General features: G+C 67.9%; 20 protein-coding genes. 10 read left to right on the top strand and 10 right to left on the bottom strand.

Annotated elements, in window-relative coordinates; all coding sequences use genetic code 11:
• The first annotated feature begins 59 nt into the window (after positions 1-59).
• A complete protein-coding gene (locus I6A60_RS04980; RefSeq protein ID WP_203012175.1) occupies positions 60-584 on the top strand; it encodes a TspO/MBR family protein in 525 nt (174 codons plus the stop codon).
• On the opposite strand, the gene I6A60_RS04975 is transcribed toward I6A60_RS04980, so the two are convergent.
• Complete coding sequence (locus tag I6A60_RS04975; protein WP_307873536.1) at positions 581-2,206, bottom strand: penicillin-binding transpeptidase domain-containing protein; 1,626 nt, start codon at positions 2,204-2,206, stop codon at positions 581-583. The two genes, I6A60_RS04980 and I6A60_RS04975, sit on opposite strands and share 4 nt — an antisense overlap.
• Positions 2,207-2,783: 577 nt before the next feature.
• On the opposite strand from I6A60_RS04975, the gene I6A60_RS04970 reads away from it, so the two are divergent.
• Positions 2,784-3,797, top strand: coding sequence for a sulfotransferase (locus I6A60_RS04970; protein WP_203012177.1), 1,014 nt, complete (start codon positions 2,784-2,786; stop codon positions 3,795-3,797).
• On the opposite strand, the gene I6A60_RS04965 is transcribed toward I6A60_RS04970, so the two are convergent.
• Both I6A60_RS04965 and I6A60_RS04960 read right to left on the bottom strand, forming a co-directional pair.
• Positions 3,692-4,777, bottom strand: a complete 1,086-nt coding sequence (locus tag I6A60_RS04965; RefSeq protein WP_203012178.1) for a phosphotransferase family protein — start codon at positions 4,775-4,777, stop codon at positions 3,692-3,694. The two genes, I6A60_RS04970 and I6A60_RS04965, sit on opposite strands and share 106 nt — an antisense overlap.
• A gap of 52 nt (positions 4,778-4,829) precedes the next feature.
• Positions 4,830-5,996 carry a hypothetical protein gene (locus tag I6A60_RS04960; RefSeq protein WP_203012179.1) on the bottom strand — a complete coding sequence of 389 codons (1,167 nt, stop codon included), beginning with the start codon at positions 5,994-5,996 and terminating at the stop codon, positions 4,830-4,832.
• Positions 5,997-6,432: 436 nt separating this feature from the next.
• Here I6A60_RS04960 and I6A60_RS43360 point away from each other — a divergent pair, with 436 nt between their 5' ends.
• Positions 6,433-7,950 (top strand): GGDEF domain-containing protein, encoded by a 1,518-nt coding sequence (locus tag I6A60_RS43360; protein WP_307873535.1) that lies wholly within the window; start codon positions 6,433-6,435, stop codon positions 7,948-7,950.
• Between the two features lie 48 nt (positions 7,951-7,998).
• Here I6A60_RS43360 and I6A60_RS04950 read toward each other — a convergent pair whose 3' ends face one another.
• The 3 genes from I6A60_RS04950 to I6A60_RS04940 form a co-directional block, all read right to left on the bottom strand.
• Positions 7,999-9,198 carry a cytochrome P450 gene (locus I6A60_RS04950; protein ID WP_203012180.1) on the bottom strand — a complete coding sequence of 400 codons (1,200 nt, stop codon included), beginning with the start codon at positions 9,196-9,198 and terminating at the stop codon, positions 7,999-8,001.
• 16 nt (positions 9,199-9,214) lie between these two features.
• Positions 9,215-10,102, bottom strand: a complete 888-nt coding sequence (locus I6A60_RS04945; RefSeq protein WP_203012181.1) for a TIGR03619 family F420-dependent LLM class oxidoreductase — start codon at positions 10,100-10,102, stop codon at positions 9,215-9,217.
• Between the two features lie 109 nt (positions 10,103-10,211).
• On the bottom strand, positions 10,212-10,373 hold the full coding sequence (locus I6A60_RS04940) for a hypothetical protein (RefSeq protein WP_238434796.1): 162 nt from the start codon (positions 10,371-10,373) through the stop codon (positions 10,212-10,214).
• Between the two features lie 269 nt (positions 10,374-10,642).
• On the opposite strand from I6A60_RS04940, the gene I6A60_RS04935 reads away from it, so the two are divergent.
• Positions 10,643-11,374, top strand: coding sequence for a hypothetical protein (locus I6A60_RS04935; RefSeq protein WP_203012182.1), 732 nt, complete (start codon positions 10,643-10,645; stop codon positions 11,372-11,374).
• 25 nt (positions 11,375-11,399) lie between these two features.
• Here the strand turns inward: I6A60_RS04935 and I6A60_RS04930 are convergent, their stop codons facing one another.
• Positions 11,400-12,011 carry a TetR/AcrR family transcriptional regulator gene (locus tag I6A60_RS04930; protein ID WP_203012183.1) on the bottom strand — a complete coding sequence of 204 codons (612 nt, stop codon included), beginning with the start codon at positions 12,009-12,011 and terminating at the stop codon, positions 11,400-11,402.
• 316 nt (positions 12,012-12,327) lie between these two features.
• On the opposite strand from I6A60_RS04930, the gene I6A60_RS04925 reads away from it, so the two are divergent.
• The 5 genes from I6A60_RS04925 (at position 12,328) to I6A60_RS04905 (ending at position 17,752) form a co-directional block, all read left to right on the top strand.
• Entirely contained in the window at positions 12,328-12,945 is a 618-nt protein-coding gene (locus I6A60_RS04925; RefSeq protein ID WP_203012184.1) for a TetR/AcrR family transcriptional regulator, read from the top strand.
• 200 nt (positions 12,946-13,145) lie between these two features.
• Positions 13,146-13,799: a TetR/AcrR family transcriptional regulator gene (locus I6A60_RS04920; RefSeq protein ID WP_203012185.1), complete on the top strand. Its 654-nt coding sequence runs from the start codon at positions 13,146-13,148 to the stop codon at positions 13,797-13,799.
• A 378-nt stretch (positions 13,800-14,177) separates the two neighbouring features.
• Positions 14,178-15,419, top strand: a complete 1,242-nt coding sequence (locus I6A60_RS04915; protein ID WP_203012186.1) for an ABC transporter substrate-binding protein — start codon at positions 14,178-14,180, stop codon at positions 15,417-15,419.
• A 59-nt stretch (positions 15,420-15,478) separates the two neighbouring features.
• On the top strand, positions 15,479-16,435 hold the full coding sequence (locus I6A60_RS04910) for an alpha/beta hydrolase (protein WP_203012187.1): 957 nt from the start codon (positions 15,479-15,481) through the stop codon (positions 16,433-16,435).
• A gap of 51 nt (positions 16,436-16,486) precedes the next feature.
• The gene (locus tag I6A60_RS04905) at positions 16,487-17,752 is read left to right on the top strand and encodes an ABC transporter substrate-binding protein (protein WP_203012188.1); all 1,266 of its coding nucleotides are present in this window, start codon (positions 16,487-16,489) and stop codon (positions 17,750-17,752) included.
• 48 nt (positions 17,753-17,800) lie between these two features.
• On the opposite strand, the gene I6A60_RS04900 is transcribed toward I6A60_RS04905, so the two are convergent.
• Together I6A60_RS04900 and I6A60_RS04895 are read right to left on the bottom strand one after the other, a co-directional pair.
• On the bottom strand, positions 17,801-18,460 hold the full coding sequence (locus I6A60_RS04900; protein ID WP_203012189.1) for a maleylpyruvate isomerase family mycothiol-dependent enzyme: 660 nt from the start codon (positions 18,458-18,460) through the stop codon (positions 17,801-17,803).
• Positions 18,461-18,626: 166 nt separating this feature from the next.
• On the bottom strand, positions 18,627-19,217 hold the full coding sequence (locus I6A60_RS04895; protein WP_203012190.1) for a TetR/AcrR family transcriptional regulator: 591 nt from the start codon (positions 19,215-19,217) through the stop codon (positions 18,627-18,629).
• A 165-nt stretch (positions 19,218-19,382) separates the two neighbouring features.
• Here I6A60_RS04895 and I6A60_RS04890 point away from each other — a divergent pair, with 165 nt between their 5' ends.
• Positions 19,383-19,643 (top strand): hypothetical protein, encoded by a 261-nt coding sequence (locus tag I6A60_RS04890; protein ID WP_203012191.1) that lies wholly within the window; start codon positions 19,383-19,385, stop codon positions 19,641-19,643.
• A gap of 117 nt (positions 19,644-19,760) precedes the next feature.
• On the opposite strand, the gene I6A60_RS04885 is transcribed toward I6A60_RS04890, so the two are convergent.
• The gene (locus I6A60_RS04885; RefSeq protein ID WP_013425133.1) at positions 19,761-20,114 is read right to left on the bottom strand and encodes a helix-turn-helix transcriptional regulator; all 354 of its coding nucleotides are present in this window, start codon (positions 20,112-20,114) and stop codon (positions 19,761-19,763) included.
• Positions 20,115-20,201: the final 87 nt, after the last annotated feature.

The raw sequence follows: 20,201 nt of genomic DNA, 5'->3' as shown, positions 1-20,201 counted from the left end.
GACGGGCCGAGCCGGTTCCCTGATGCGGCGGTCGCCGTCCAGCGGGGTATCGGACTCGTATGCGAGTCTCGAACCTGGCCAGGACGAGTCTGGCCACAGCGGTGGCCGCCGCCGGTGGCGCGATCGGCACCAGCCCCGACTCCGACTGGTACCGATCGTTGGACAAGCCCGCCTGGCAGCCGCCGGCGCAGGTGTTTCCCGCCGTGTGGACGCCGCTGTACGCCTCGATCGCGTACGCCGGCGCCCGGGCGCTGGACGCGAGCGCCGGCGCTGCGCAGCGCAGGCAGCTGCGGCGCGCGTTCGGGATCGACCTCGCGCTGAACGCCGGTTGGACGCCGCTGTTCTTCCGGGCCCGGCGTCCGCGCCTGGCGTTGGCCGAGATCGTCGCGCTGAACGTGGCGAACGTCGTTCTGCTACGCCGGGCCTGGCAGGCCGACCGGCTCGCCGGCGCGGCGCTGCTTCCCTACGCCGCCTGGACCGGCTTCGCCACCGGCCTGAACGCCGCGATCGCCCTGCGCAATCCGGGCCAAGGACCCGAAAGGCCGCCGCTCGGCCGCGAGGTCCGTGGGGCGCCCAGTACCTAATAGTTGGCCAGGAAGTGCTGAACCTCGGGGGCGGCGACCTGGGCGCCGTAGCCGGCGTTGAGGACGAGGCAGGCGACGGCGATGTCCTGGGCTGGGTCGAAGGCCACGAACCAGCTGTTGGGCTGTCCCTGGTTGTCGACGTCCGCGGTGCCTGTCTTGGCGTAGACGGTCGGGCCGAACCCGAGCCCGGCGGCCGTGCCCTGGGTGACCACCTCGCGCATCATGGATTTCAGCTGCGAGTCGACGTTGGCGGGCAGGGGAGTCGCGCCGATCTGCTGGGCTCCGGGTAGCAGGACGGGCTGCTTGAAGGTCCCGTTCGCGACGGTGGCCGCGACGGAGGCCATCGCGAGCGGCGACGCGGTGAGTTGGCCCTGGCCGAACATGTTCTGGGCCAGTTCGGAGCCGCTGGCACCCGGCGGCTGCTTGTAATAGGTGCCAGGTTTGCCCAGCCCGATGTCCCAGGCCTGGTTGAGGCCGAAGTACTGCTTCGCGACCGCGGCGAGGCGGCCGTCGCTCTCGTGCTGCCACCACTGGCTGAACGCGTTGTTGCAGGACTGGGCGAAGTCGGTGGAGAACGGCGTCGACGCCGGCTCGGACTCGTTCTTGTCGTTGTGGTAGCTGATGCCCTGCACCGTGTAGACGGCCGGGCACTCGACCGGGGTGCTCGCGCTGAGGACCCCCTGGCTGATCAGGGCCGCGGCCGAGATGATTTTTCCCGTCGAGCCTGGCGCCACCGCGGCGGTGAGCGCGAAGTCGTTGAAGCCGGCGTTGTTGGCGATAGCGAGGATCTGGCCGGTGGACGGCTGGATGGCGACCATCGAACTCTGCGGGTGCTCGGCGACGGCGCCGCGCGCGGCCTGCTCCGCCTTGGCGCTGATCGTGGTGGCCAGGGTGGCGTCGACCGGCGCGGAGATCACTGCCTGGCTGCCCTTGACCGCCGTTCCGTCCGCGGCCTGGATCTCGACGTCGAGTCCCGACTGCCCCAGGTCCTTGGGCGGGCTGGCCTTCAGAACCCCCGTGATCGTGTTCAGGCCCGCGTCCCCGTAGGTGGTGAGGCTGTTGCCGGTCGCGTCGAGGACGGACGTGGCCGTCGGGGCCACCGCGATGGCGGCGAGATGGGTGGTCGCGGTGAGGTTCGGCGCGAGGACGTCAGGTGCCCACGCGATGGACCATGCGGGCGAGTCCGGCTTCTGGTACGCGAGCAGCGACGAGTGGTAGCTCCACGTACCGCTGACCGTCCCGGAGCTTGCTGGGGCCCCGACCTGGGCGTTCACCGCGATGGTGACCTTGATCCGCGGCGTCGACGCGGTCGCGGTCGGCGTCGCTGCCAGCGCGGTGGCGCCGGCGGTCGAGCTGTTCAGCGTGCCGAGATGGAGGCCCTCGCGGTACGCGGCGAGCGCCGCCTGGGCGGCCTGCGGGCTGTCGGTGTAGCCGGCCGCCAACCCGAGGTTGCCGGCCCCCCACGCAGTCAGGAACGCGGTGGTGATCTGCTCGCCGTCCTGCTCCGGAGAGGTCCCCGTCGGCACGAACCCGACGATCGGATGGCTCTTCTTGCCTGGCGCGACCACGGACACGATCGTCGCGGTGACGGCGACCAGGACGACCACGGCCACGGTCGTCACGAGCGTGATGAACTTCCACGACCTCCGGCGCTTGTGGCTCCTGGCCGGGTGAGGCGCGTCCTGCCACCCGCGCCCCGTGTCCGACGGGGGCGGATTCCGCCACTCGGACGTCCGGTCGAACTCCGCGTCCGGGTCGGCTGAGTTCCGCGACTCGTACCCCGTGTCTGCCCAGGAGCGATTTTCGGCCGGATCCGGCGCCCACGGGTCCATACCGCGCACGCTACGGATGGCGATTCATACCGTCAAAGACAGACACGCACGTTATGAGATGACCGACATGTGGCCTGGCCGCTCAACGTTCAACGCTCGGGGCGCGTCGCCGCCCGGAGACCACGGCTCTGCCGGCGTGCGGGCAGGCTGATGGCCCCGCGCCCGTGGTCCGCCTCGGTAGGCCGGCTGTCCGCTTACGCCTGAGGCTCGATGCGGTCCACGAGCGTGGCCGCCGGAGGAGCGGAGCGGACGTCGTCCACGTGGCGTGCGCGTGCTCGCGGAATGTCGCCCGTACTCCTTGGCAGCTTTCAGGCAAGCTCAGGCTCCCGCCTTCGCATCGGGATCGGCAGCCGGAAGGAACCAGCGCATGCGCGACAGACTGGTGCAGTCTCCGATCTTCCTGCTGTCGCCGCCGCGGTCGGGGTCGACGCTTCTGCGGTGCATCCTGGACAGTCACAGCCGTATCCACTCACCGCACGAGCTATACCTGAACATGCAGCGAGTGAAGTGTTTCTCCTCTTTTGGTGAGACGTCCTTGAGGGCCTCCGGTCTCACGGTCCGAAGCGTCGAGCACCTCCTCTGGGACCGCCTTCTGCACCGGAGTCTGGTCGCCAGCGGCAAGGAAATCATCGTCGAGAAGACGCCCACGAACGTGCTCATGTGGGAACGAATCGTCGAGTGTTGGCCAGACGCCCGCTTCATCTTCCTCATTCGCCATCCGGCGGCCGTGGCCGAGTCCGCGGTGTCCGCCGCCAAGAGCTTCGGCACGAGGGACCGTGTGAGGTATGCCCGCGACCTCACCCAGGACGCTGTCCGTCTGGTGACCGGCGGCTATGCGCGGGAGCTGAAGCTCGGCATCGAACCGTTCATGACAGAGCTGGAGGCGGCCCGGCAGGCGCTGCCCGGCCCAACGGTGCGTTACGAGGACCTCGCGGCCCGGCCGGCGGAGGTCATGTCCGACCTGTGCGAGTTCCTCGGCGTCGAGTTCGAGCCGGCCATGCTCGACTACGGCACTGACCGAGACCAGCTCGTTCCCGGTATCGGCGACTGGCGCGACAAGATCAGATCGGGCAGGATTCAGGCACCGGCCGAGCCGCCCACGTCGATTCCCCCCAAGCTGCGCGCCGCCGCCCGCGCCTGGGGATACCTGAAGCCGGGCGACCCAGACCCGACCGAGGCCGGCCGGGACGACCGTGCGCGACCTCGCCCCGATGTCGATCTGGAAGCCGGGGCCCGGCCCTGGTTCGTTCCGCGCCCGCGCGTCGGCGAGGGCCGTCAGCCTGCTGGGTCCGGTTTCAGGAGCCGCTCCGGTCGCGGCTCGACGGGTCCAGACGGCGGCAACTCGTCGACGCCGAAATCCCTCAGCGAGCGCCGGACGTAGGGCGTGATAGCTCGACCCATCATCCCGAACCGGAGGTCGTCGGTGTGGCCCGTGTCGAACAGCATGGCGCCGACGAGAAGGATCACGGAGGTCTTGAACGCCTGTAACGCGCGGTACCACTCGCGATGCCGGACCGGAATTCCGGTCAGCTCCTCGTAGTACGCGACCGCCTCGTCGGAGGTCAGTGCCGCCGGCCGGCTCGTGAAGAAGACGGGTGTCTTCCAGAGAAGGTCGAGATAGCCGACGTCGGCGAGGGGATCGCCGATTCCTGCCATCTCCCAGTCGAACACACCCGTGACCTCGCCGTCGACGAACGCGAAGTTCCCGGGCTTCGGGTCGCCGTGTACGAGGGTGACCCGCTCTGACGCCGTCGGCCTGCGGTCCCGCAGCTCGGCGAGGAGCCGCTCGAGCCCCGGGAGCTCGCCGCGCTGGACCCGGCGCATCTCGGCCGTCCAGCGGTCGAGCTGGTCGTCGAGATAGGAACGGCCATCGCCGAGAGCCACGAGTCCCGTGCCGGACAGGTCCACCAGGTGGATAGCCGCGAGCTGTTCGACCAGTGCCCGCGTCATCCGGTGGACCGTCGCCGGCCGAGCGTCCAGCTCGGCGGGCATCTGCTGCTCGTAGACGTCTCCGGCTACCCGCTCCATCACATAGAACGGCCGTCCCAGGACCTCGCCCGACTCGTCGAACCACAGGACGGCCGGACTGCGGACGTCGGTCTTCTCCAGTGCCCGCAGGATGGTGAACTGTTGAGCCATGTCGTACGGCTCCAGCAACCCGGGAAAGGGCGGGCGCAGGCGCACGACGACGTCCTGGCGCCGCCGTCCGGTAGGGGTGCGCCAGCCGAGCGTCAGCGCCAGCATCTCCGCCGAGTGGCCGAAGGTGACGCGGCTGGAGTTCTCGACCTGGAGGTCGGTCCCGGCCGGCATCCGCTCCTGGAGCCAGGAGGTCAGCCGCTCGAGAGCGTTCTCGGTCCGCATTGCCTGCTCCCTTCGCGCCCGGTCAGGTGGGATTCGGCGGCCGCCGCGGTCGTCATCCGAATGACACCTGAAAATCGGACTCCGCCGTCAGGCCCAGCTCAGGCCACTCGCCCTGGATGATGCTCTCCATGACTCCGTAGCCCACCGCGTCGCCTTCCCGCACCCGGATCGGTGTGTCCCGCAGCTGCCCAAGCGCGCGCCGACTCTCCTCGCTCCAGCAGTCCTTGATGTGCTCGCCGTCCAGGTGCAGCTTCCCCTGCCACGACCCGTGAATGTGACCATTCCAGGCTCCATAACCCGCGGCCTTCAGGAAGAAGCCGGACTCGCCGAGTGCCTCGATCTCGACGACCCGCTTCTCGCCCGACTCCATCGTGAGGTGCAGCTCGCCGCCCCGCACGAACCGGGTCCGGCGGTCGTACTCGATGCGTGGCTCGGCCTGGCGAATCGGCAGCTGGGACCCGTCGGACTCGTTCAGGTACGCGGAGGTGTAACCCCAGCCACCACCCGCGTCCGAGATGGCGGTCTCGTAGTAGGTGCCGTCCGGACGGCGCAGGAATGCCGGTGACCATTTCATGCAGCCCTTGATCGGCGGCGCGTCCGCCCGGGGCCTGCCACGGATCAGGTCGGGAGGCGGGGCGCCGACGGCCTGTCGCACTCCCCAGGAGTGGTCGCGGAAGCCGAACCACGCCTCCGGACGGATCTCGTGCGTCTCGCCGTCGACGGTGACGGTGCCGGAGACCCAGCCACCCTGGTGGTAGCGGATGACGTTGACATCCACGCGGCCGGTCCGGCGGTTGCGGACGAGGTTGCGGTTCTCGAAGAACGGCGGGGTCACTCCCGACAGGACGAGATCGAAGGAGATCGGCTGCACGTCGTTGGACTCCAGGCGGAAGCGCACCTGGTTCAGCGGCGCGACGATCTCGTACCGGATCGGGCCGACGGCGGTCTCCTCCGGGTCGGTCCGAAGTTCCCGGCTCCCGCGGACGGTCCACTGCTCCCGGCCTCGGGAGACGCCGGCGAAGCCGTCCATGATGCCCCGGTTGTGGTATTTACCCAGCCCGAAGCTCACCTGTAACGAACCGTCGGTGCTCGCCAACGAGCCCCAGATCTTCTCGGTCCAGGCCAGATCCGACTCGGCCACGGTGGCGAACGTGTCCGCCAACTGATGGTTCAGGGTCTCGTCGGCACCCCGCAGCGCGCCGATGTCCTTGAGTGCCATTTGTTCCGTCCCTTCGCGGCGCGGCGGACAGAATCCGCAGCCGATAGTTCGAGGGCTTCCAGGCCACTGCTTCGCCTCACGCGCCGAGCAGCAGGCCGCCGCGGGCCGCCGGACCCAAGATCAGGGGGGCGTCGGTGTCGAAGTGATCGCGGGCGGTGGCCCCGACCTTCGACCAGCCGGAGCGTACCAGAGGATCGGACAGTTCTGCTAGAACGTCCGATCCTCGCCGTAGGGTCGGGCTGACGTCCTGGCCGGCGCGAGCGCGTCCGAGAGGTGACGACGTTCGCGGTCTGGGTAGTGCTTCCACGGAGTAGTTCTCTAGATCCGTCGGGCGACGTGGCTGGCGAGGTGATGCTCGATGCCTTCGGGGAGGTGCGCCGCCGCGCTCGGCGGCCGGTCGAAGGTGCGACCATCAGCACTGTGTTGTGCGGCTTTCGTGCTCGGCATCGCCGTGTTCGGGTTGTTTGCGCCCAATGCGCAGAGCGTCCTGGTGGCCGGCGCCGCGGCGGCGGTCGCCTGCGCGGCCGCGGGGCTGTGCATGCTGTGGACCGGCTGGCGCGCGCGTGGAGTCGACCGGCGCTGGCGGGTGGCGCTCGGGATCGCGACGCTTCCGACCATCTTCGTCAGCGCCTGGCATGTCCGTTGGATCGTTGACCACCAGTTAGCTCTCCCGGCTTATGTCCCCTGGCCCGCTACGCTCTTCTTAGCTGTCGTCGTCGTCAATCTGGTCGGAATTCTGTTGTTCCCCTCGGATCCGCTCGAGACAGAGACGGACGAACGCGCTGTGCCGTGGGAGGGCTACCATTGGTACGCGATAACGGCGTTGGACAGCCTGCTCCTGGTCGATTCGATGTTCCTTCTCACCTGGGCGACGGTTCTCGGCGCATCACTGGGAACGCGCCACGTCAATACCGCGGGGATCGTCGCCAACACGGGAGCCCTCATCGGAGACCTGATCCTGCTGGCTGCCTGCCTCCTTCTGGCGACGTTCCGTCAGCCACGTTCAGGTCGGGCACTCGCTCTGCTGGCCGCTGGTATGGGCGCGATGGCTGTCTCGACAGCGAGCTACCTCACCATCACCGCCTCGGGCGGACACAGGAGCACGCCCATCGTCGATGTCATCGCGACGGCAGGGTGGCTGATGCTGCTGCTCGCCAGCCTTGTACCAGTCCCCGGATCGCCACCGTCGGAACGCCGGAGCGGAAGCCAGCGCACGCTTCGACTCCGCGCGTTGTTGCCGTACGTGGCGCTCGGCACGGCCGGTCTGCTGGTCGTCGGCCAGTTGATCGCGAAGATCCCGATCGACAACGCCGAGCGCGCCGGTCTGATCGGCCTTCTCCTGCTGGTGATCGTGCGACAGATGATGATCCAGTCCGAGAACACCCGGCTCCTGAAGGCAGTCCAGATCAGCCGGCGCCAGTTGCGCTACCAGGCTTTCCATGACCCGCTGACCGGACTCGCGAATCGCGCGTTGTTCACTGAGCGGGTCCGTGCGGCGCTGGCGCATCGTGGCAGCCAGCCGTTCGCCCTGGTCTACTGCGACCTCGACAATTTCAAGCAGGTCAATGACACCTTCGGCCACGCTGTCGGAGACGCGTTGTTGCGGACCACGGCGGATCGACTCCGCGCGGGCGTCCGACCCGTCGACACGGTCGCGCGGCTCGGTGGCGATGAGTTCGCGATCCTTCTCGACGACAGGAATGAGGATCCACGGCGATTCTGCGAACGCCTGGCCGACGCGATCCGAGCACCCACACTGCTGGCCGATCGGCTCAAGCCGGTGGGGGTCAGTCTCGGAGTCGTGGTCGCCGACGGCGATCGTCCCGCTGATCCAGACGCCCTGTTACACGACGCCGATCTCGCCATGTATGCGGCAAAACGACAGGCGGGTGGCGGACTTGTCGTCTACGAACCTGGCCGGCCGGACCGCGGTTGCGGTGCGGGTGGCGGCTGACGAAGCCAACTTGGGGGATCGGCCTCTGTCCACTGCCGAAGGCGACTGTCAGCGTACGAGGGCTGGCAGGCTTTCCCAGCCGCGGGTCGTCGAGGTGTGGGCCATCTTGGCGTTCGGCCAGTCGATCTCCCAGTCGGTCCACCGGTTCAGGACCTCGTCGAGGGCGACGCGTCCCTCCAGCCGGGCCAGCGCGGCGCCGAGGCAGAAGTGGATTCCGTAGCCGAAGGTCAGGTGTCGGTCGATCCTCCGACGGATGTCGAAGGTCTCCCCACTGTCGAAATGCCGATCGTCGCGGTTGGCCGACGCGTTCAGCAGAGCCATGACGCTGCCTTCGGGGACTGTCTGCCCGTGGAGCTCGACATCCTGTGCCACGTAGCGTGCCTGGATCGGGGAGGGCGCCTCGTACCGCAGGATCTCCTCGATGGCGTTCGGGATCAGTGAGTGGTCGGCTGCCAGCTGACGGCGCTGGTCGGGGTGCTCGGCGAGCAGCTTGCCTGTCCATCCGATGAGGCGCGTCGTCGTCTCGTTCCCGGCACCCGCGAGCAGCGTGACGTAGGTGAGGACCTCCGCGCGGGTGAGCCGGCGAACCGTGCCCGTCTCGTCTTCGAACTCGGCGGTGAGCAGCTCGGTCATGAGATCGTCGGATGGGTGTCTGGCCCGCCAGTCGATGTAGTCGGCGAACATCGAGCCACTCAGAAACTCGTCGTCGTAGACGTCCTGATCTGTCGAGTGTTCGAGGTTCATGCTTCTGTCGATCTGGTCCCTGATCGCCTCCTGGTCGCTTTCAGGGATTCCGAGGAGGAAGCCGATCGTGCGCATGGGCATCTGCGCGCCGAGATGGCGGACGAAGTCGAACTCGCCGCCCTCGACGAGTGGGTCCAGGCACCTGGTCGTGAACTCGCGAACCTTGGGCTCCAAGGCCGTCATCTTCTTGGGTGTGAACACCCGGGCGAGCAGCGATCGGTGGATGTCGTGCCGGGGCGGGTCCTCGAAGAGGATCACGCCGGGTGGGATCTCGATGTCGGCCCTTATGATCTCGAGGACAGAACCCTTTCCCGAGCGGTAGGTCTGCCAGTCGGTCAGGGCGGGAGAGACGTCCTCGTACCGGCTCAGAGCGAAGAAGTCGTACCGCTCGTTGTAATAAAGCGGCTTCTCATCCCGCATCCGCCGCCAGACCGGATAGGGGTCGTCGTCGATCGCGAAGTCGAACGGGTCGTAGTAGACATCGCTGTCGTTCGTCAGGGTCACTGGATCTTCCTCTCGTTCATATCTTCGGTGACGAGATATCGGCGTGAAGCGCGGCGAGCGCTTCGAGCTGGTCGAGGTAGTGCTGGAGGGAGTGGTGGACGAGCCTGGCCGAGGCGATGGTGGCGCCGGCGGCGGCGAGTTCGGCGAGCTCTTCGGCGGCCGCGTCCGGGTCCGCGATCGGGTCGAGCGGGCGTCCCGGTCCGAGCACGATCTCGAAGCCCGCGGGAAGCTCTTCCCGCTGAATCCATCCGCGCGCCTGGGCCGGTGTGACGCCGAAAGGGCTCCATCCGTCGGCCAGGGCGATCGCGCGGCGAAGGGACCGCAGGGTTCGCCCGCCTACCCACAGCGGCAGCCGGTCCTGCACTGCGCAGGGATCGACGACGAGTCCGCCGAAGCTGTAGTACTCGCCCCGGTAGGCCGGCTCTGCCCGCGAAAGCGATGCCCGTAGCGCGCGCAACGCGTCGTCGGCGCGGGCCCCGCGGTCCTCGAACGGCGCGTCGAGCAGGTCGAACTCGTCCTTGAGCGTGCCGACCCCGACGCCGAGGATGACCCGGCCGCCACTGACGACGTCGAGAGTGCCGTACCTCTTGGCGATCTCCAGGGGATGGTGGTAGCCGAGGACCAGCACGTTCGTCGCCAGCCGGATCCGCTCGGTACGCGCGGCCAGATAGCCGAAGGTCGCCAGTGGGTCGAAGTAACGCGCGCCGCGGCGAACCGCCTCACCGGCCGGAACGCCGACATGCTCGCTGCAGGTCAGGTGGTGATAGCCCAGCCAGTCGGCGGCCTGGGCTATCCGCGCCACCTCCTCGATGCCGGCGCTCTCCTCCCAGCGCGCATGCGCACCGGGAAGCATCGTGACGACGGGAGTCGGTACGGAGAGTCGCAGCGCTGGCTTACCGCTCATCCGAGCATCACGCCACCCGCGTCGACGACGACGAGCATCGCCATGACCGGGCCGAGGCCGGTGCTCGCGCCGGTGATGATGGCGACCTTTCCCGCGAGGCGTTCCTGCGTCATCGGGCCACCGCCTTGGACCGTTCGCGCATCGTGTCGCCGAGAGCCAGCCCCGCGTCCGCCGCGGGACCGTAGGTCAGGATCAGTCGCCTGATCGCGGCCTCGTCCTCCACCCGGCGTAACCGCGCCTCCAGCGCAGCGAGCTCTCCGTTCGCGCCCATCAGCCACCTCCTCCGAAGTTGGCGCCAGCCATCACCCGCATCCGCTCCTGCGCAGGGCCGCGCGCCTGGCCTTCCGGGCCGGAGCGTACCCGAGGATCGGACGTTTCGTTGGAAACGTCCGATCCTCGATGATGGGCTGCTGACGCCGTCCGGCGGCCCGACCTGGGTGTAGCCGGCAGATCGGACACTATTGCGTGAACGTCCGATCCTCCAGCATGATGCCGACGAACCGGCGCGAACGCGACCGAACCAGCAACGGAGGCAGTCTTGTGATCAGAGTGAAGGCGGCGTTCTTCAGCGCGACAGAGCCGGCTCCCGAGGGAGACGACGGCAGCTACCTGCGCTGGCACCTGCTTGACCACATGCCCGAGCAGTACCAGCTACCAGGGCTCGTCCACGCGACGCGATGGATCGCCGACGGCAGCTATCCCGAGGCCCGCCTCGCCGGCACGGGTCCGTTGGCCGATGTCGGCAACGTCGTGAACTACCTCGTCGGGGACCCCGTTCAGCAGACCCACGACGACTTCATGGAACTCGGACTGCGTCTCGGCGAGGCCGGACGCTTCCCTGAACGCCGCCGCTCGCTCCAACTACGGCTGCTCGCGCTGCAGCACTGGTACGCCGCGCCAAGCGCACTCGTCTCCGCGGAAGTGGTGCCCTTCCGGCCACACCGCGGCGTGCTTATGATCATCGAGGAGCCCGTGTCGCATGACGTCTCGGGCTGGCTCCACTGGCTGCACACCCAGCACTACCCGGAGCTTCTCCAGACACCCGGCGTAGCCGGCACCTGGCAGTACGGCTCGACCGACTTCTGGCAGTTGGGCCCGGCGAGTCAGGGCCCGCCGCAGTACATCACCGTCGTCTACCTCGACGACGACCCGCTGACCGTCACCAAACGCCTGGCTCCCACGATCGAGCAGCGATGGGCCTCGGGAGACGTCCGCCCGCTGTTCGCCGGGCCACTACGATCCATGATCCGGTGGGATGCGTGGACCGACTGAGCGGCACGGATCCCAGACCGGCGGCTCACCGGCCCGCCAGCTGGGGGAGCAGGCCTGGCACCACATAGTGCTCGACGAACTCCCGCTTGGCCTCGTCGGTGCGTTCCGTCCACGGCGGTCCCAACAACAGCAGTCCCACCGTGTTCATCCACCGGCTCGTCTCCCGCAGGTCGAGATCGGCCCGAAGCTGACCCTCGGCCCGCCAACGCTCCAGCAGCGGACCAAGGTGACGGTGGAAGGCGTCGACGACTGCCTCGGACCGCAGCTCCAGTGAGGTGACGAACCCGCCGCTTTCCGGGGCGAACAGCGCCTCGTTGAGTGGATCGCCGGCCACGAGGCCAACCGAGAACATGAGCAGATCGGCCACGGATCGCGCTGCGTCCTCCGGGGCTTCCAGTGTCTCGATAAGCGGCCGCATCCCCGCGTCGATACGGCTCAGGACGACACCGAGGACCAGGTCGTCACGGGACCTGAAGTAGCGATAGACCGTCGACCGCACCACGGCGGCCTCCCGGGCGACATCGTCGACCGTCAGCCGCGTCGTCCCTCGAGCGACCAGGCACCGGCTGGCCGCCGCCACCAGACGACGCCTCGCCTCGTCGTCGTCGATGAGGGCCGTCTCGTGACCCCACCGCACCCGGCCCTCCGAGCCCCCACCGGATGACCTAGACCTACCAGAAGACACGAGTGCCGATCCTACGAGACGACATCACCATCCACGACGCGTCTGATGACGACGCGATGCGTTCGATGACAACGCGACGACCCGCCAGGCGCGGCGGCGGGCCGCGCTCGCCGCCGCGTTAGGTCGGTGTGGGCGCGGTCGTCTGGGTGACCGGTCAGGGCAGGTCATCGCCGAGGCCGGTGACGGTTCTCTCGATCATTCCGTCGACCTGGGTCTAGATACGATCGCGCAGCGCCAAGAGGGCGAGCCTGCGAGGTCGAGGACGACGATGACACGACGTGGTTGGGGCGGATCGCCGCCCGCCAGCGACGCGGAAGCCCGCAGGAAGATCGTCGAAGCGACGATTCGACGCCTGGATCGTGTCGGACCCGCACGGACGCATCTCACCGACATCGCCACCGACCTGGGCGTGACCCGTCAGACGGTCTATCGCTACTACCAGGGGACGGACGAGCTGTTCGCCGCGGTGACGGAGCAGGAGGTCGACACCATGCTCGCCCAGGCGACCGTCATGATCACAACATTCCGTGATCCGACGGAGCTCGTGATCGAGCTCATGGCGTACGTCATCGAGGAGCTGCCGAAGGCGCCGCACCTCACGCCGCTCCTGGTTACCGGGCGCTCCGAACGCTTCCAGCGCGGGGCGGTCGCGCCCGAGGTTCTCGCGCGCGGTGTCGCGATGCTCCGTGACCGAAGCCCGATCGACTGGGCCGCATGGGGCTACGACGACCGCGCGCTCCTGGAGCTGATGGAGGTCATCAACCGGGTCATCCAGACGATGATCGTCGCGCCACCCCAGCCTGAGCGCGAGGGCGCCGAGCTGCGCGCGTTCCTGCGCCGCTGGTTCGGCCCGGCGGTGGCGCCACGCCATGGCGACGGTGCGTGAGGTCGAGAACGCGACCGCCGCGTCTTGACACCGCCCCGCCCGTGAGCCAACATCGGCTTGCAATCACACAAAAACGAGATCTTGTATGTAACTAGCTGATCTTGTAGGCAGGGTGAGATCGCGTGCCGGGTGGCGGATCTCAGGGGTGGTCCTGCGCTGCCGGCGAGATCGCGAGTCCGCGGAGGAGGTGGCCTGGTCCCGTGCGTGCACAGGGCGTTTGCCAGCAAGACGTCCGCGAGGTGGCGCTGACTCCGGTGTGCCAGGCCTCTCGGTCAAGCCTCGTCGCGGCCGCTGAGCAGGTTTTCACCCGGGATGGATTCCACAACGCGAAAGTCGCCGACATAGCCCGCCTCGGTGGAGTCACCTATAGCTCCTTCTACAGGTACTTCGGGTCCAAGGAGGGAATCTTCCTTGAGGTGACTCGGCTTGCCGCCGGTCGCCTCTGGGCGCCGGTCGATGTCGACGCGAGTGATTTCGCCTCATCGGCCGCGGTGGAGTCAGGTGTCCGCAGGCAGCTCCTGAGGTACATTGACGCCTACGAGCGGAACGCGCCGATACTCTCTCTCATTGGCGAGATCGCGCTTTCTGACGCGCGGGTGAACGCTGCTATGATGGCGGCCCAGCGGCAGAGCCGTGAACGCTGCGTCCGGCTCATAAGGCTGGCGCAGGATCGCGGTCTCGCGGACCCTCGACTGAATCCGGACGTCGCCTACCTCGCCCTTGACGGCACGCTCCACGAGTTGGCGGGCAGCTGGCTTGGCCGGCGGACCATGAGCTTCGAGCCGGAGGTGTTCGTGCAGCAGATGACCACGTTCGTCGTGAGGTCACTGGGATTGAGGAATCCTCGCGCCTGACGCTTCGCGTGAAGACCGAAGTATAGACACCGGGCGACCGTCCGGCTGCTCGCCACAAGGGTGTCGGTGCCAAATGCGCCGGATCACCTGAACGCCTGGGCTCGACCAGGCTTCGCAATCTGCTGACCTTGGCGCGGCCCGAAACTCGCTTCGTGGCGCGATCTACCGCGCCGAACTGGCCGCCTTGGTGCGCGATCCGCAGGCTTGCTCCCCAGCGGACAGGACAGTCTTTCGATACACCAGAGCGCTCCTCGACCCAACGTCGAAGCGGGGATCTTCTGGCTTCGACACCGGCTCGGCCAAGCGTTTCCAGGCACAGCTGACCAGTATGACGTGACTACTGGTCCGGCACCTTTCGACTTGATAAGGGAGATGTTGATGTCCAGAGGACGTCTAGTGCTCGCCGCGGCAGTCGCAACCGCGGCTGTCTTCTTAGCCACGGCCTGCGGCTCGTCGGCACCGAAAGCAGCTGTCGCCTCGGGAACGGCCAGGCAGACTGTCACCATCGGCGTCTTCACCGACCTGACTGGGCCGGCCGCGTCGAGCAACAAAACGTTCCCGGACGGGGTGAAGGCGGGGACGTACTACGCCTCTCGTAACGGTTTCTCGGTCAAGTACGTCGTTGGTGACTCCGCGACGAATCCGACGACGGCGCTCGCGGTCGCGCAGAAGTTCGTCACCCAGGACCACGTGCTCGCGGTCATCGCGAGCTCCTCGTTGCTGTTCGTCGCGACTCGCTATCTGACCGCCCACAACGTGCCGGTGATCGGGATCAGCTCGGACGGCCCCGAGTGGATCACGTCGAAGAACATGTTCTCGGTCACCGGACCCCTGCAACAGACCAAGGTCGCAACGACGATCGGGGCGTTCTTCAAGCTGCTGGGGGCCAAGAACCTGGCCGCGCTCGGCTACGCTGTGTCGCCGCTGTCGTCAGAGGCAGCCGCGGCCGGTGCGGTGTCGGCGGAGGTGGCCGGTCTCAAGGTCGGCTACCTGAACACCAAGTTCCCCTTCGGTTCGACAGATGTAGGGCCGACCGTGCTCCAGATGAAGGACGCCGGTATCGACGCGTTGCTGCCCGCGGTCGATCCCAACACCGCGTTCGCGCTCATCAAGAGCCTGCGCGCCGCCGGCGTCAACCTTTCCGCCTCGCTGCTGCCCACAGGTTACGGCGGTGATCTGCAACAGGCCGGCACCGGGGCGCTCACCGCCGCGCAGAACGTCTACTTCGGACTCAGCTACGAGCCCGTCGAGATGCAGACCGCCGCGACCAGGGCGTTCACCGCTGACCTGGAAAGCGCCGGCGTGGGCGGTGAGCCGACATATGCGAGGTACACCGGCTACGTCTCCGTCGGACTCCTCGTGCGCGCCCTGAAAGCCGCGGGTTCCCATCCCACCCAGGCGTCTCTCATCAACGCGCTGTCGGGCATCCACGACTGGAACGCCCTCGGCCTGTTTGGCAGTCACACCGTCGACATCAACGACCGTGAGAACGTCGTCAACGGTCCGGACAACTGCATGTGGGTCGCCAAGCTAAGCGGTACCAAGTTCACTCTTGTACCAGGCGCCGAGCCCATCTGCGGCACAGTGGTCCCCGGCAGGACCGTGTCGCCGGCGTCCTGAAAAACCCAGGAGCACAGCGGTGTGCGCGTCTGGATGAGACTTCGACGAAGGAAGTGAAGATGGGCTATCGGTTCGATCCCGAGTTTGCCGACATCATCAAGCTGCTGCCGGCCACCGACTACTCCGACCTACCCGCCGTCCGATCGCAGATCAACGAGTTTATGGGCGCAATACAGTCGGACACGGAGGGCGTCCACACAACGGACCTACGTGTTCCCGGTCCGCCAGGCGAACCCGACGTCGCGGTCAGGGTCTACCGCCCGGCTGAGGTGAGCGAGACGACCGCCGCGGTCCTCAACATCCATGGCGGCGGCTTCATGGTCGGTAACGTGGACATCGATGACGAGAACTGTCGGCACCTGGTCCGCGCGCTGGGCGTGGTCGTGGTGTCGGTCGACTACAGGCTCGCGCCGGAGGACCCGTTCCCGGCGGCCCTCGAGGACTGCTACGCCGCACTGGAATGGACCGCGAAAAACGTCGGCCAGCTCGGGGTCGACCCGGCTCGCGTCGCCGTTTACGGCCGCAGCGCCGGCGGTGGTCTGGCCGCCGGGCTCGCGCTCCTCACCCGCGACCGCGGCGGACCGGCGTTGTGCTTTCAGTTTCTCGCCATCCCTGAGCTCGACGACAGGTTGACGACGCCGAGCATGCGCCAGTTCGTCGACACTCCGGTCTGGAATCGGCCCAACGCCGTCGTCAGCTGGAACGCCTACCTTGGTGACGGCATCCCTGGAACGGAGAACGTCTCGCCGTACGCCGCGCCGGCGCGGGCGACCGACCTGAACGGCCTGCCGCCCGCCTACATATCGGTGATGGAGTTCGACCCGCTGCGCGACGAGGGCATCGCCTATGCTCAGGCACTACTCGCTGCCGGTGTCCCGACCGAGCTGCATCTTTTCCCCGGTACCTTCCATGGCTCCACACTGATGGGAGACGCGAGGGTCAGCAAGCGCGAGAAGGAGGAGGCGACAGCGGTTCTGGGCGCCGTCCTCGGACGTCCCGGAGAAGCCAGGATCTAGTCTCTCCGGCGGTAGCGCAACGGACCGTTCCTCAGATCGGAGTAAGGGCCTATGAGCCTTCGCCGTCTGCGCGCGAGAGCCGGTATCGCGGCGATCGCGGCAACCCTGGTCGGATTACCCGCGACCCTGACCGCCTGCGGGACGGTTTCGCGGGGGACCGCGGACGGGGCGGTCAGGTGCGCTACGCGAGTGCCCGGCGTGACAGGTACCTCGATCAAGATCGGCCTCATCTATCCCGACAGTGGCATCGCCGAGATCGCCAGGACGTTCGGGCCGGCTCGTAACGGAGTCGAGGCTCGCATCGACCAGCAGAACGCCCGCGGCGGTGTGAACGGTCGCAGGATCCACCTTGTATGGGGTGACGACCAGTCCGAGGTCGACAAGTTCTCCCGGGTCGCGCACGACCTGGTCGACAACCAGCAGGTTTTCGGCCTGATAGCCACGTCGATCGTCCTTGAGGACTCGGCTGACTGGCTGGATCGGGAAGGTATCCCGGTCACCGGGACAGCCACGAGCGCGAGGTGGGGCGACTACGGCAACCTCTTCACCGGCACCAATCTGTTCAACGCCGGAGGAACCTCCGTCTATGGTGACTACGTCAGCCGACAGGGCGGGACAAAGGCGTTGGTGGTCGTCGACCCGAGCGTTCAGGCCTCGCAGAACTTCGCCATGCAGCTCGTTCCCAGCCTGCGGAGCCGGCGGGTCAGCGTCGTCGGCGAGATCACCTACACTCCGCAGATCACCAGCACGGCCTATGTCGCCCAGCGGTTCAAGGACCTGGGCGCCGACACGCTCATCGGTGCCACCCAGCCCACCGCGGTAATCGATGTCTACGCACAGGCCAGGGCGCTCGGGGCGAAGATCAAGGTCGCGTTGAACTCCGGCGGCGTCACCCCTGGTCTGCTCGCCCAACGCGGCGACGACATGGCCGGGATGTCGTTTCTGTCAACCTTCGCCTTCGACAGCTCCCCGGCGACGAAGGCATACCTGAACGCGATGAACATCTATGCCCCGGAACTGCCGGACCCGACCGATGGGCTCGCCGTCGCCGGCTACGGGGCCGCGGACGAGATGATTCAGGGCCTGGAACTCGCCGGCGCCTGCCCCACACGGCAGGCGTTCATCCAGAATCTGCGTAAGGTGACCGACTTCACCGGCGGCGGTTTGATTCCCCCGGTCGACCTGACCAAGCCCAGACAGCCGGTGCTCTGCGCCGCATTCATCAGGGTCGACCAGGCGGGTCGCAACATCGTGGTCGTCCCTCCGCCGGCAGATCTCGACCGCGACGGTTACTGGTGCGGCGCTCCGCTCCAGTGACGAGTACCGCCGCGCCGCCTGCTGGTCGACTCGCCGGAGACAGCGTCATCAGGGCTTCTGGGCGGGTGTGAGTCTGGCGCGCAGGGCGTGTGTCCCTTCGCCGGAGAGTCGTGGCAGGGCGGCGAGGCGGCCGGTGAGCAGTAGCAGGATGGCGTCCATCGGGCCGTCGACGGGCGCTCCCTCACCGACGGCCCATTCCGTGTCGGACGCGGTGAGTCGCAGCCCCCTGAGCCGTTTCCTGGGGAAGAACGGGTAGCCGAAGGACGGGAAGGCGACGGACCAGACCCGGTCGGCGGCGACGGCCGCGGCTTCGGGGGATACGGCGAGCGGCTTCTGAAGCGGAATGGCGATGTCCAGGCCGTGCACGAGGATGTCGATGAGGGTCTCCTGACAGGTGACCCCCGCGTTGTGTTTCCGTGAGCCGACCATCCCGCGGATCTCGGCAATCATCTGCTCCGTCGGCATCGCCGCGCGCAGGCACGCCGAACGGTGGATGACTCGTTTCATCCCGCCCGGCGACCGGGCGACCATCCGAAGCGCTCCGCCCAGCCCGGTCTGTTGCAGGGTCAGGTGGGCCGCGACATCCCGCACGGTCCAGCCGTCGCAGAGCGAGGGCGTGCGCCATTCGTCGTCGGTCAGTTTTTCCAGCAGGTCGGCGACGCGTAGCCGCTGGGTGTCGATGGCCTGCCAGACGTCGTCGGCGTGCATGGGAGTTCTCCCTACCTTGCGGAGTGTCCGTGCCTGGTGTCCGTGCCTGGTGTCCGTGCCTGGTGTCCGTGTCGCGACCGTCCGGGCGGCGCGGTGAGACAAAGGGCGGGTCATGCTCGCCGCCGTGATCGGTCCAACGCGTCGGGGTGCCCTGCGCCCAAGTGCCTCAGGAGCCGGTGTCCCGCGATCCCCGCTCGGGTTGGTGCTGAATCAGCGACGCCAGCAGGGCGTCGAGATGCGCCGTCGGGTCGAAGTCCGGATCGGGGATCGCCAGCTGGTGCAGGACGAGTCCGGTCAGGTAGTTGCCGACGACGTGGACGTGGTGGTCCGGGTCCGTCGAGCCCACCAGGCGCAGCCAGGTGACGAACCAGGTGTTCACCCGGGCGCCGGTGGCCCCGAGCTGCGCCCGTAGCTCGGGGCGGCGGGAGGCCTCGACCAGGATCGCGTACCGGGACAGGGTCAGCGCCCGGTCGCGGCCCGCGCTGTCGCGGGCGAAGACGGCCAGCGCTCTGGCCAGGTCCGTGGTCGTTCGAGGTTCCAGGCGGGCGGCCAGCTCCTCCCAGTTCGCCCGCTCCCGCGCGGCGAACCGCTCCACGATCGCGTCGAACAGCGCCTCCCTGGTCCGGAAGTAGTTGGACGTCGACCCCGCGCTCAGCCCCGCCGCGGCGTCGACAGCCCGGTGCGTCAACGCGCGAACTCCCTGCTCCCCGAGCAGGTCGATCGCCGCGTCCAGAAGGTCATCCCGTCGGCCGGCCACAAATGCACACTACACCCATAGTATTTTCGACTACAAGTGTAGTAGCGTGCACTCGTGGCGGCGCGATCACCGCTGCCATTCAGCGGGTTCCGGCCAGCGACGAGCCCCCACCGCCTGCCGGCGCCGCGTCGGCCAGCCACCCCACCCGTAGCAAAGGAGACCGTCATGGCCCAGATCGCGATGCTGCTGCTCACCGTTCCGATCGGCGTCTACCTCGCCAGCCGTCGAACCGCCTACCTCGCCACCGTCATCCTTTTCGCGGTCGTCCTGGCGGTGCAGACCATCGTCGTTCACGCGGACACCCCCAGCGACATCAACGCGACCTACTGGCTCCTCAACGCCGCCACCCTCGCCGTCGGCCTCGGCCTCACCACCGCGGGCCTCGCGCTCGGCCGCCGTCGGCGGACCCGCCGAGCCGCCAGCTGAACAGTGCCGCCTCCGACAAGGTCTGGCCGCTCCGGAACCTCAACCTGATCGCCGTTTCGGCCCTCGAATGGTTGTGAGAAGACCCGATTCACGACCACCTGGGGGCGAAAACGGCGATCACTCCGCCGGGCCGGCCTGGCGGGTGGCGGGCTCGGCGAGTACGAGGGCGAGCAGGCCGGGGAAACGGGCGTCGAACTCGGCCTGCCTGAGGCGGTTGAGCCGCCGGGAGCCCTGGTCGACCTGCTCCAGCAGGCCCGCGGCGCGCAGTACGGCGAAATGGTGGCTCGCCGTCGCCTTGGAGACCGGGAGGTCGAAGGTTCCGCAGGCTCGCGAGAACTCCGGCTCCCCGGCGAGGGTCCGCAGGATCGACCGGCGGACCGGGTCGGCCAGGGCGTCGAGCGCGTCCTGCAGGGCCACGTCGTCGGGGTCGGTGTGCCGCAGGTTCTGTGCGCGTCGCGCCGCGGGCGTCATCACGGTTCCTTCCGACGCTTGGCAGGTGTTCGATCCGTATCGTACAGTCCGCAGTGTTCGGTCCTGATCGAACACTGAGGGCTGGAC

The sequence above is a fragment of the Frankia sp. AgB1.9 genome (genome assembly GCF_016786355.1).
In the GTDB taxonomy this organism is placed as follows: domain Bacteria; phylum Actinomycetota; class Actinomycetes; order Frankiales; family Frankiaceae; genus Pseudofrankia.
This window is presented reverse-complemented; position numbering and strand designations above follow the sequence as displayed.